Genomic DNA, 12,344 nt, shown 5'->3' with positions numbered 1-12,344 from the left:
ATAGGCGTAATGAAACGGGAAATTTCAAGCTATGACGGCCCTTCTAAAGCCTTTTATCGACGTCACAAAGCTGATTTGAAGACCGCTGGTGAAATTTTTCAGGTTTTTTTGATGTCAGGGGTTTACAGTTAAAAAGACGCTCCGTATAGTGCGCGCCATCGACGACAGACAACGTTGCCGATACTGCCCAGATGGTGAAATTGGTAGACACGCCAGCTTCAGGTGCTGGTGGCCTTACGGCCGTGGAAGTTCGAGTCTTCTTCTGGGCACCAATTTCGAGCTTGAGATTAGTTCAATTTCAAGACTCACACAAAAACCCGCGAAAGCGGGTTTTTGCATTTCAGGCCGTTGATTTATTTATTTTAAATCAGGGGTTTACAGATCAAATTGCGCTCCGTATAGTGCGCCACATCAACAGCGGCAACGCTGAAGATAAATGCCCAGATGGTGAAATTGGTAGACACGCCAGCTTCAGGTGCTGGTGGCCTTACGGCCGTGGAAGTTCGAGTCTTCTTCTGGGCACCAATTCAAATTCAAGGTTACGGCCTTGAATTTCACAGAAACCCGCGAAAGCGGGTTTTTGCGTTTCTGGCTTTGAAAATCAACACGCCCTCCCCCTGCAGGAGCGAGCTTGTTCGCGATGCATTTAAAAGGCGGCGCTCTCTCGCAGACAGAACGCGTTATCGCTCTTGCCGATCGCGAGCAAACTTGCCCGCGACGATATCACCCCTGACAACGCATCAAGCCCTGAACTGCCCCAGACTCGCCTTCAACTGCGCTGCCAAGCCGTCCAGCACCTTGCCACTGGCCGTGGTTTCCACCACTGCCTGAGCCGCTTTCTCGGCCTGCGCATGAATGGTCTCGACCCGACCACGCACCGCTTGCGCACCCTGAGCCTGTTGCGCGGCGGCCTGGGTCGCCAGACCGATCGCCGCATGCACTTGCTCCACCGAGGCCTGCACAGATTGCTGAAGACGCGCACTGTCCCTGAGCACCAACAATCCTTCGTCGGCCTGGCGCCCAGCCTGGCCAATCGCCGCCACCGCCTCACGCGCACCCTGCTGCAACGCCACAATGTGCGCCTGAATATCGCCGGTGGAACTCTGGGTCTTGCTCGCCAGTGCCCGCACTTCGTCCGCCACCACCGCGAATCCGCGCCCGGTCTCACCCGCACGCGCCGCCTCAATGGCCGCGTTCAGTGCCAGCAGGTTGGTCTGCTCGGCAATCCCGTGAATGACCGTCAGCACCACCTCAATCTGCTCGCTTTGTTGCGCAAGTCGCTCGATCACCTGCGCTCCGGTTTCGACTTGACCCGCCAGCGCCTCGATCAGGCTGCCGACTTTCGCCGAAGTCCGGGTGTTTTCGTCAGTGGCCTGACGGATATCCACGACCTGTTTCAAAGCCGCCTGCATGGCCTGGCTTTCAGATTGGGCTTCGTCTGCCATTTGCGACAAAGCACGCAGACTCTCGGCCACTTCATCGCGCTGCATACCCGCTGCCGCATCGGCTCCGGCATTGCGCAGGGTCATGGCGCCGATTTCCACGCCGGTCCGCTGGGCTACGTCGCCTGCTTCGCGCACGATCGGCTGCAACTTATCCACAAACCGATTGACCGCCGACGCCATGTCGCCGATCTCGTCCTTGCTGTTGATTTGCACGCGCTTGGTCAGATCACCCTCGCCCGCCGCCAGGTCATCCATAGCGATAATCAGCATTTTCAAGCGATTGACCACTCGACGCCCAAGCACCACCGCCAGCAACAACAGGACACCAAAGCCCACGACCGCCAGACAGATACCGATACGCCAGCGCAGGGTGGCCGCGGCTTCTTGCACGGTACTGGTGGTATTGGCTTTCATTTCAGCCGCCGTGGACTGGGCCGATTGCAGTCGCGAACGCATGGCGGTCGCACTATCGGCCGCCGCCCCCTTCAGACTGTCACCCACCAATTGATCGCTGCTGGCGATCAAGGCGGAGAAGCGTTTGTCCAACGCCGCCAGATCGGTCTCAACCGACGCGGTCGAGACACCCATCAAGACCTTGCCGATTTCCACGCCATTGGGGTTGATCGAGGCTTCGATGTAGAAGACCGAAGGATCGTTCTTCGCCGCATCCAGTACTTTGTCCAGCGCCCGCTCACCCTGACCCTTCTCCAGAAGCGCCTTGTTGATCGGGTTTTCCCGGTTGAGGTAGCGCGTCAGGTGCTGACCCGTGGCGTCGTCATACACCACGAACAGTACATTGGGATTGCGCTGGGCCCTGCGCGCGAACTCGGACAAGGTTGGAATGTCGTTGTCCCACATGGCGCGCGGCGCAACCGATGCCAGGAGTTGCGCCATGTCGCCGGCGGAATCCTTCAGGTCCTTTTCCAACGTCTCGCGCAGTTGTGCCTGCTCCTCCTCCAAACGCGAGGACAACCCGGCCGTGAGGCGCTGACGCGTGCTGGTGGAGAGACTATCGAGGCTCGACGTGACTTCACGTCCCGCCTGCTCGAGTTCGCCAGAGAGCTTCTGACTGTCCGCGCCCAGGCGCATGCCCAGATCGGCTTCCAAAGCAGTCACCGTGCTCCGTGTCAGAGCGACCGCCACCACCACTTGCACCAATAGAGCGATACCAAGCGTAACGAACACAGGCCTCAACAAACGGCTTTGTAACAATGAGAGAACGGCCGACACTAGAAATCCCTCTGCTTTGGCGCCATTAAATTGATAGCACACCTGAAAGGAGGCTCTTTTCAATGTTCACAGCAAAGGTCATGCCGTTCAGCAGGCAAAAACGACAAAGGGCCCGATGATGGGCCCTTTGTGTTTCACATCAATGTGTTATCAAGCAAACGGATGGCGCAGAACGATGGTTTCGTTGCGGTCCGGGCCCGTCGAAATAATGTCAATCGGCGCACCGACCAACTCTTCGACACGTTTGATGTAGTTGCGTGCAGCCTGAGGCAGCTCTTCCAGGGTCTTGGCACCCAGGGTCGATTCGCTCCAGCCCGGCATTTCCTCGTACACCGGCTCCAGACCGATGTAGCTGTCGGCGTCGGTCGGTGCGTCGATCACTGCGCCGTCCTGATTCTTGTAGCCAACACAGATGTTGATGGTTTCCAGGCCGTCCAGAACGTCCAGCTTGGTCAGGCACAGGCCCGAGATGCTGTTCACATCGATGGCGCGACGCAGGATAACGGCGTCGAACCAGCCGCAACGACGGGCACGGCCGGTGGTTGCACCGAATTCGTGGCCACGCTTGGCCAGGAACGCACCAACGTCGTCGAACAGCTCAGTCGGGAACGGACCCGAACCGACACGCGTGGTGTAGGCCTTGGTGATGCCGAGGATGTAGTCCAGGAACATCGGACCAACACCCGAACCGGTCGCGATACCGCCAGCAGTGGTGTTGGAACTGGTGACGTACGGGTAGGTACCGTGGTCGATGTCCAGCAACGAACCCTGGGCGCCTTCGAACATGATGTCCTTGCCAGCGCGACGCAGCTGGTGCAGCTCGGCGGTGACGTCCAGCATCATCGGCTTGAGCAGCTCGGCGTATTCCATGCACTCGTCCAGTGTCTTCTGGAAGTCGATTGCAGGCTCTTTGTAGTAATTGACCAATACGAAGTTGTGGTAGTCCAGCAACTCGCCCAGCTTGGCGGCGAAACGCTCGCGGTGGAACAGGTCACCGATGCGCAGGCCACGACGAGCAACCTTGTCTTCGTAAGCCGGGCCGATGCCGCGACCGGTGGTGCCGATCTTCAGCTCGCCACGCGCTTTTTCACGGGCCTGGTCCAGTGCGACGTGATAGGACAGGATCAGCGGGCAGGACGGGCTGATGCGCAGGCGCTCACGCACCGGCACACCTTTCTCTTCCAGCTTGTTGATTTCCCGCATCAGAGCGTCAGGTGCAACCACCACGCCGTTGCCGATCAGGCACTGCACGCCTTCGCGCAGCACGCCCGACGGGATCAGGTGCAAGACAGTTTTTTCGCCGTCGATCACCAGGGTGTGGCCAGCGTTGTGGCCACCCTGGTAGCGCACTACGGCGGCAGCATGTTCGGTCAGCAGATCAACGATCTTGCCTTTGCCCTCATCACCCCATTGGGTGCCCAGGACTACGACATTCTTACCCATAACACTTGTCCTCATTCGCGCAAACTTGGTGCCGGCGGTGGCCGGCAGGAAAACTCAAGAAGCCAGTGGCGATACTTGCCAAAGCCCGTTCTGCTGAATCAATTGCCGGTCGCAGTCCGCTTCACGGGCGGCGGCCAAAGGTTGTCCAGGCAAGGCCTGAACGACACGCTGACCCTCACTGCGCAACTGGCAAACCTGCTGCCAGAGTGCCGCATCCGTACTGTCAGGCATCCAGATACCGCCAGACGGTAGCTCGATTTCAGCACGCCCCAGGGTCACCAGGGTTTTCAAATCGGTGGAGAAGCCGGTTGCCGGACGGGCGCGACCGAAATCGGCGCCGATGTCGTCGTAACGACCGCCCTGGGCAATGGACTGGCCAACACCCGGCACGAAAACGGCGAACACCACACCCGTGTGGTAGTGATAGCCACGCAATTCGCCCAGGTCGAAGTACAGCGGCAAATCCGGGAAACGCGAGGACAAACGCTCGGCAATCGCCAGCAAATCATTCAGCGCCGCCAGAACCGGGGCCGGAGCCCCCGCCAGACGCTCACGCGCAGCGGCCAGTACTTCGCGACCGCCGCACAGGTCGACCAACGCCCGCAGCATGCCCGACAAATCGGCAGGCAAACCTTCGGTCAAGGTAATGACCTCGTCGATGGCCTTGCGTTGCAATGCATCGAACAACTGCTGTTCGACTTCACCGGACAAACCGGCAGCGCGAGCCAGGCCGCGATAGATGCCGACATGACCGAGGTCCATGTGCACGTCCGGCACATCGGCCAGTTGCAGCATCGCCAGCATCAGGCTGATGACTTCGACATCGCTGCCGGGGCTGCCATCGCCGTACAACTCGGCGCCCAGCTGGATCGGGCTGCGCGAGGACGACAAGGCGCGTGGCTGAGCATGCAGCACGCTGCCGGCATAGCACAGACGACTCGGGCCTTCGCGACGCAGGGTGTGCGCATCGATACGCGCCACCTGCGGCGTGATGTCCGCGCGGAAACCCATCTGCCGGCCCGACTGCGGGTCGATGACCTTGAAGGTACGCAAATCCAGGTCCTGGCCCGCGCCGGTCAGCAGGGATTCCAGGTACTCGATATGGGGAGTCACGACAAACTCGTAACCCCAGCTCTGGAACAGATCCAACACCTGGCGACGCGCAACTTCAATGCGCGCCGCTTCCGGTGGCAGTACTTCTTCGATGCCATCTGGCAGCAGCCAGCGGTCTACCGTTGCCATTACGCCATTCCCCTATATCCGGGCGGCCAGCCAGCCCTCGGCCGAGCCTTGAGTGAAGCAGAAAATGATTGTTCCGCGCATGAACAACGGAGCGAAAAGCCTTCAACCGGCTTCGCCAACCACTTTCCTCGAAAAACCTGTCGAGCCTTTCGACTCGTACGCGTGCACCAAAAACAGCAATCAAACGTGCAGACGCAAAAAAGCCGGGAATTTCCCGGCTGCCGCATCATACACACGTTTTGCCAAAGGATCACCCCGCCAGAGGCGTTAGCCGCCCGGCGGAATGATTCGGGTCAACGCCGTATCAAGGCTTGGCTTTTTCCAGGTAGTGGAAGAAGTCACTGCTTGGGTCGAGGACCATGACGTCGGATTTATTCGCAAAGCTTTCACGGTAGGCGCGCAGGCTACGGTAGAACGCGTAGAACTCCTGATCCTGACCATAGGCCTTGGAATAGATCGAAGCGGCCTGGGCATCACCGTCACCGCGAATCTCTTCAGATTCACGATAGGCTTCAGCCAGCAACACGCGGCGTTGACGATCGGCGTCGGCACGGATGCCTTCAGCCAGCTCGTTACCCTTGGCGCGGTGCTCGCGAGCTTCACGCTCACGCTCGGTGCTCATACGCTCGAACACGCTGCGGTTCACTTCCTTCGGCAGATCGATGGTCTTGACCCGAACATCGACAACTTCAATGCCCAGCTCTTTTTCAGCCATCTTGTTCAGCGAAGCCGTGATATCCGCCATCAGCGCATCACGCTCACCCGACACCACTTCGTGCAAGGTACGCTTACCGAACTGGTCACGCAGACCAGACTCCAGACGACGGGACAGACGCTCGTCGGCAATTTGCTTGAGACCGGACGTCGCGGTGTAGAAACGCTCTGCGTCCTTCACCCGCCACTTGGCGTAGGCATCGACCATCACGGCTTTCTTTTCCAGCGTCAGGAAGCGTTGTGTCGGTGCATCCAGCGTCATCAGGCGTGCGTCAAATTTACGCACCTGGTTAACGTAGGGCACTTTTACATGCAGGCCAGGCTGTACATCGGCCTGAACCACGCGACCGAACTGCAGCAACACCGCACGCTCGGTCTGAGCCACGATGTAGAAGCAGTTCCAGGCAGCGATCGCCACGACGACGCCGACAATAAGGGCGATCAGCGATTTATTGCTCATCAGCGACTCTCCCTGGTACGTGCTTGCTGTTGCTGCAGATCAGCTGCCGCACGCGCATTCGCTTCATTGCTGGCGGCGGCCGCACCGGTCACCGGAGTGCTGGTGTTGCGACCACTTTCGACCATTTTATCCAGCGGCAAGTACAGCAGATTGCTCTGACCATTCTTGTTGCCGGTCACGAGCACCTTGCTGGTGTTGCTGAAGACTTCCTGCATGGTGTCCAGGTACAGACGCTGACGGGTCACTTCAGGAGCCTTGCGGTACTCGGCAACGAGTTTGGTGAAGCGATCAGCCTCACCCTTGGCGCGCGAGACGGTTTCGTCACGGTAGCCATTGGCGTCTTCGAGAATGCGCTGGGCCTGACCACGAGCTTCCGGCACGACGCCGTTGGCATAGGTTTCAGCCTGGTTGCGCGAACGCTGCTCGTCTTCACGGGCCCGGATCACGTCATCGAAGGCTTCCTGGACTTCGCGCGGTGCCGCTGCGCTCTGTACGTTGACCTGAGTGACGGTGATACCGGTGCGATAGGTATCCATGAAGCGTTGCAGACGTTCCTTGATTTCGCTGGCCATCAATTCACGACCTTCAGTCAGCACCTGGTCCATGGCGGTGGAACCCACCACATGGCGCAAGGCGCTGTCGGTCGCGTGCTGCAGACTGATTTCCGGCTGATCGACGCTCAGCACGAAATCCTGCAGGTTGCTGATCTTGTACTGCACGGTCAGCGGCACTTCGACGATGTTTTCGTCTTCGGTCAGCATTTGACCCTGCTTGGTGTACGCACGCTCACGCGTGACGTTTTCCATGTACTTTTTGTCGATCGGCGGGAAATAGATATTCAGGCCCGGGCCGACGGTTTCGTAGTACTTGCCGAAGCGCAGCACGACAGCCTGCTCCTGCTCGTCCACGACATAGACCGCGCTGTACAGCCACATGGCCGCCAGCACAACCAGACCGATACCGAGCAGGCCGCCAAAGCCGCCACTCTTGCCCGGACCACTGCCGTCATCACCACGTTTCTTACCACCACCGAACAACCCGTTCAGGCTTTCCTGCAGCTTTCGGAAGGCCTCGTCGAGATCCGGTGGTCCCTTGCGGTCGCCATTATTGCGACGCTTGCCACCCCAAGGATCCTGATTATTCGAGTTGCCACCCGGCTCATTCCAAGCCATAGCGCTCTCCATCTGATAAAGCAAAGACGCACCCACGGCGCGCCGACCAATGCTACAGAATGCCTGTCACCACGGCACAACCGCTTTCTCAGGCTTTTATTGCAAAGTGTGTTGCTCGATGAATTCCATCGGCTGCAATCCTTCGCGGCTTACCAGTCGATTCAACTCGACCCGGGGCAAACGAACGGCCAGCAAACTGATGCCTTCTTCGTCGTGTTCTTCTTTTTGCACAGCGCCGAGTTCGAAAAACTGCGCACGCAGTCGAGCGAATCGTTGCGGCAAGCGCAGGGTACCGATAAACAAATCACTGCCAAGTAATTCGGCAATGGCTTGCTCAAGCAATTCCAGGCCAGTGCCATCACGCGCCGACAGCCAGACCCGCTGGGGCTTGCCGTTTTCGTCGCGCTGGATTTGTGGCTCAACGCCTTCAAGCAAATCGAGTTTGTTATAGACCTCGAGGATCGGCAAGTCCTGGGCACCAATCTCGCCCAGCACCACCATCACCTGCTCGATCTGCAACATGCGATCGGGTTCGGCCGCATCGATCACGTGCAACAACAGGTCGGAGTTGCTCGACTCTTCGAGGGTAGACCGAAATGCCTCGACCAGCTTGTGGGGCAAGTGGCGAATGAAACCCACAGTGTCCGCCAGGACAATCGGCCCAAGATCGTCCAGATCCAGACGACGCAGGGTCGGGTCCAGCGTGGCAAACAATTGGTCAGCCGCGTAGACGTCGGATTTCGTCACGTTATTGAACAGCGTGGACTTACCGGCGTTGGTATACCCCACCAGCGACACGGTAGGGATATCCGCACGCGAACGACCACGCCGCGACTGTTCGCGCTGGCTGCGCACTTTCTCCAGCCTGCCCTTGATCTGTCGCAACCGAACCCGCAGCAAACGGCGGTCGGTTTCCAGTTGGGTTTCACCCGGGCCACGCATGCCGATACCGCCACCCTGGCGTTCAAGGTGAGTCCAGCCACGAACCAGCCGGGTGCTCATGTGGTCAAGCTGGGCCAGTTCTACCTGGAGCTTGCCTTCATGGGTACGGGCGCGTTGGGCGAAAATATCGAGAATCAGACCGGTACGGTCGATCACGCGACACTCGAAAACACGTTCGAGGTTGCGTTCCTGACTGGGCGTGAGGACGTGATTGAAAATCACCAGATCGGCCTCTTCGGCTTTGACCAGGTCGCGCAGTTCCTCGACCTTGCCGCTGCCAATCAGGAATTTGGCGGTTGGCCGATGACGCGGCACGTTAAAAAACGCAACGGTCTCGGCGCCGGCCGAATTAGCCAACTCCTGAAACTCCTGCGGGTCTTCGCGCGCCTCAGGGTCCTGTCCATCCAAGTGAACGAGGATGACTCGCTCACCACCACCGTGGCGCTCAAAGAACAAAGGAGACTCCTATCAGGCGTTACCTGGCTCAGCATCACCTGCTTCGGATTCGGTTGCGCTAGGCAGACGAATTGGACGAACCGGCACTACTGTAGAGATAGCATGTTTGTAGACCATCTGGCTGACGGTGTTTTTCAGCAGGATGACGAACTGGTCAAAAGACTCGATCGTGCCTTGCAGCTTGATACCGTTGACCAGGTAGATGGAGACCCCAACTTTTTCTTTACGTAAAGTATTCAAGTAAGGGTCTTGTAGCGAATGCCCTTTTGACATGTGCCGCACTCCTTTAAGGATTCAATATAAAAAAATAGGTAAACAGATGACTTTGGCCGTCACACCCCCAAGGATAGACGGCAATTGCAAGGACTCAGCTCAATATGGAGATGGTCCCCAAGTATTTCAAGGCGCGCGGCAGATTGTCGCAATCGAGGCTGTCCAGCCAATGTAAATCAGCCCAACTGCGTAGCCAGGTGAACTGGCGCTTCGCCAATTGGCGCGTGGCGATGACTCCACGCTCCTGCATCTCGGCTGACGTCAGCTTGCCATCCAGGTAGTCCCAGACTTGTCGATAACCTACCGCACGTATAGACGGCAACCCGGCATGCAGGTCACTTCGCTTACGCAGGGCTACGACCTCGTCTATGAATCCCTGTTCCAACATTAAAGTGAATCTTTGTTTAATTCGCTCGTGCAATACCTGACGATTTGCCGGAGCAATGGCCAAGTTCGCGACAGTATAGGGCAATTGTTGCCGTCCCGAAGCGGCTGCGTCAGTACTTTGCGCAGATTGTTGCAAGCGTAGCTCAGTCATGCTTCGACCACTGACGCGATAAACTTCCAGCGCTCGACTGAGTCGCTGTGGATCGTTCGGATGTATCCGCGCCGCAGAAACCGGATCAATGACCGCCAGTTGTTCGTGCAAGGCTTGCCAGCCAAGGCGTGCAGCCTCTTCTTCGATCTGCGCGCGAACATCTGGATCGGCGGCCGGCATATCCGCCAGACCTTCAAGCAAAGCCTTGTAGTAGAGCATTGTACCGCCTACCAACAGCGGAATTTTTCCGCGTGCGGTGATGTCGGCCATGGCCTCGAGGGCGTCCCGACGAAAATCTGCGGCGGAATAGCTCTCGGCGGGGTCGAGAATATCAATCAACCGGTGTGGATACTGCGCCAACAGTTCTTTTGACGGCTTCGCAGTGCCGATGTCCATGCCACGGTAAACCAGTGCCGAATCGACACTGATCAGTTCACAGGGCAGAACCTTGGTGAGCTCGATGGCCAGGTCGGTCTTGCCGGCGGCGGTCGGGCCCATCAGGAAAATCGCAGGTGGGAGCTGGCTCATCAACGACCGCGCAAGAACAGTTTGTCCAGATCTTCCAGGCCCAACTGGGTCCAGGTCGGTCGGCCATGGTTGCATTGACCGCTGCGCTCGGTATTTTCCATGTCGCGCAGCAGACCGTTCATTTCCGCCAAGGCCAGGCGCCGGTTCGCCCGGATCGCGCCGTGACAGGCCATGGTTCCGAGCAGTTCGTTCAGGTGTGCCTGAATCCGGTCGCTGGTGCCGTATTCCATCAGATCGGCCAACACGTCGCCGACCAGGCGATTGGCTTCAGCCTGCTTGAGCAAGGCCGGAATCTGCCGGATGGCCAGTGTTTCCGGGCCAAGCCGCTGCAGTTCGAAGCCCAGGCGCTGGAACCAGGCGACGTGTTCTTCGGCGCAATCGGCCTCGCGCTGACTGACCGCCAGGGACTCCGGCACCAGCAGCGGTTGCCCGCTCAAGCCTTCGCTGGCCATGGCGACTTTCAGGCGCTCGTACATGATCCGCTCGTGAGCGGCGTGCATGTCCACCAGCACCAGGCCCTGGGCGTTTTCCGAAAGGATGTAGATGCCTTTGAGCTGCGCCAGTGCGTAACCCAACGGCGGGATATCGTCCTGGCCGGCGGGCAGCGCTACGGCATTGGCCTCCGGCAACGGCGCAAAGAATTCACGATAGGCAGCCTGGGCCTCAGCGGCGGGAACCGCGGACTGAGGTCGCGGGGTGTATTGATACTGATAGCCCGAACCAGATCCCGAGCCGGCCGGCGTATTGAACGACGGTTGCGCTTGAGGCTGCTCCAGCAGCGCATTGGCGGCCAGGCGCATTTCGCCCTGCGGACCGAACTCGCCGGCCTCAAGCCCGGTAGGACGGACAAGGGCCGTCGCTACCGGCGCAGCCAGTTGATCTTCCGGACGCACATCGCCCAGGGCGCGGTGCAAAGTACCGTAGAGGAAATCGTGGACCATGCGCCCGTCACGGAAGCGTACTTCGTGTTTGGTCGGGTGCACGTTGACGTCGACGCCCGCAGGATCGACTTCGAAGAACAGCACAAAGGTCGGATGCCGACCGTTGAACAGCACGTCGCGATAAGCCTGGCGCACCGCGTGGGCCACCAGCTTGTCGCGAACAGCACGGCCGTTGACGAAGAAATACTGCAAGTCCGCCTGGCTACGGTTGAACGTCGGCAACCCGACCCAGCCCCACAGATGCAGGCCATTGCGCTCGATTTCAATCGGCAGTGCCTGTTCCAGGAAGCCCGGACCGCAGATCGCGGCCACTCGCCGGGCGCGGGCCGCATCATCATGGGCCTCGTGCAGGCTGAGAATGGTCTTGCCGTTGTGGCGCAAATGGAACGCCACGTCGAAACGCGCCAGGGCCAGACGCTTGATCACTTCCTGTAGGTGATCGAATTCGGTTTTTTCGGTCTTGAGGAACTTGCGCCGCGCCGGTGTGTTGAAAAACAGGTCGCGGACCTCCACCGAGGTCCCCACCGGATGGGCGGCTGGCTGCACGCGGGGCGCCATGTCACGGCCTTCGGTTTCCACCTGCCAGGCCTGATCGGCATCGCGAGTGCGCGACGTCAGGGTCAGACGCGCCACGGAACTGATCGACGCCAGGGCTTCACCACGGAAGCCCAGGCTCATGACCTGCTCAAGGTCTTCCAGATTACGGATCTTGCTGGTGGCATGACGGGCCAGCGCCAGCGGCAGGTCATCGGCGGAAATGCCGCTGCCATCATCACGCACCCGCAGCAGTTTGACGCCGCCCAGCTCCACATCGACATCGATGCGTTTGGCGCCGGAGTCGAGGCTGTTTTCCAGCAACTCCTTGATCACCGACGCCGGGCGCTCAACCACCTCACCGGCGGCGATCTGGTTCGCCAGTCGCGGGCTGAGCAGCTCGATGCGGGCAGCGTTGGTCAGCAC

Annotated in this window: 9 protein-coding genes and 2 tRNA genes; 2 read left to right on the top strand and 9 right to left on the bottom strand. The window is 59.2% G+C overall.

The window, feature by feature from the left end:
* The first annotated feature begins 185 nt into the window (after window positions 1-185).
* Window positions 186-272 (top strand) — tRNA-Leu (locus ACX3YD_RS18705).
* A gap of 166 nt (window positions 273-438) precedes the next feature.
* Window positions 439-525, top strand: a tRNA-Leu gene (locus ACX3YD_RS18700).
* A 215-nt stretch (window positions 526-740) separates the two neighbouring features.
* Here the strand turns inward: ACX3YD_RS18700 and ACX3YD_RS18695 are convergent.
* The 9 genes from ACX3YD_RS18695 to mutL form a co-directional block, all read right to left on the bottom strand.
* On the bottom strand, window positions 741-2,675 hold the full coding sequence (locus ACX3YD_RS18695) for a methyl-accepting chemotaxis protein (protein ID WP_103403321.1): 1,935 nt from the start codon (window positions 2,673-2,675) through the stop codon (window positions 741-743).
* A 150-nt stretch (window positions 2,676-2,825) separates the two neighbouring features.
* Entirely contained in the window at window positions 2,826-4,118 is a 1,293-nt protein-coding gene (locus ACX3YD_RS18690) for an adenylosuccinate synthase (RefSeq protein ID WP_047536735.1), read from the bottom strand.
* 54 nt (window positions 4,119-4,172) lie between these two features.
* A complete protein-coding gene (locus tag ACX3YD_RS18685; protein WP_103403322.1) occupies window positions 4,173-5,360 on the bottom strand; it encodes an ATP phosphoribosyltransferase regulatory subunit in 1,188 nt (395 codons plus the stop codon).
* Between the two features lie 304 nt (window positions 5,361-5,664).
* Window positions 5,665-6,534, bottom strand: a complete 870-nt coding sequence (gene hflC, locus ACX3YD_RS18680; RefSeq protein WP_090465431.1) for a protease modulator HflC — start codon at window positions 6,532-6,534, stop codon at window positions 5,665-5,667.
* Window positions 6,534-7,706 carry an FtsH protease activity modulator HflK gene (hflK, locus tag ACX3YD_RS18675; RefSeq protein ID WP_103403323.1) on the bottom strand — a complete coding sequence of 391 codons (1,173 nt, stop codon included), beginning with the start codon at window positions 7,704-7,706 and terminating at the stop codon, window positions 6,534-6,536. Before hflK ends, hflC begins: the two co-directional genes overlap by 1 nt.
* A gap of 96 nt (window positions 7,707-7,802) precedes the next feature.
* A complete protein-coding gene (hflX, locus tag ACX3YD_RS18670; protein WP_046819838.1) occupies window positions 7,803-9,104 on the bottom strand; it encodes a ribosome rescue GTPase HflX in 1,302 nt (433 codons plus the stop codon).
* A 12-nt stretch (window positions 9,105-9,116) separates the two neighbouring features.
* Window positions 9,117-9,377, bottom strand: coding sequence for an RNA chaperone Hfq (gene hfq, locus ACX3YD_RS18665; RefSeq protein ID WP_007902656.1), 261 nt, complete (start codon window positions 9,375-9,377; stop codon window positions 9,117-9,119).
* Between the two features lie 94 nt (window positions 9,378-9,471).
* Window positions 9,472-10,443: a tRNA (adenosine(37)-N6)-dimethylallyltransferase MiaA gene (miaA, locus tag ACX3YD_RS18660; protein ID WP_458960723.1), complete on the bottom strand. Its 972-nt coding sequence runs from the start codon at window positions 10,441-10,443 to the stop codon at window positions 9,472-9,474.
* Entirely contained in the window at window positions 10,443-12,341 is a 1,899-nt protein-coding gene (gene mutL, locus ACX3YD_RS18655; RefSeq protein ID WP_458962062.1) for a DNA mismatch repair endonuclease MutL, read from the bottom strand. The genes miaA and mutL overlap by 1 nt, the downstream gene beginning before the upstream one ends.
* Window positions 12,342-12,344 lie beyond the last annotated feature (3 nt).

It is taken from the genome of Pseudomonas fluorescens group sp. PF-1, assembly GCF_054481335.1.
Note: the sequence above shows the minus strand (reverse complement) of the source record. Positions and strands in the feature narration are given on the sequence as shown.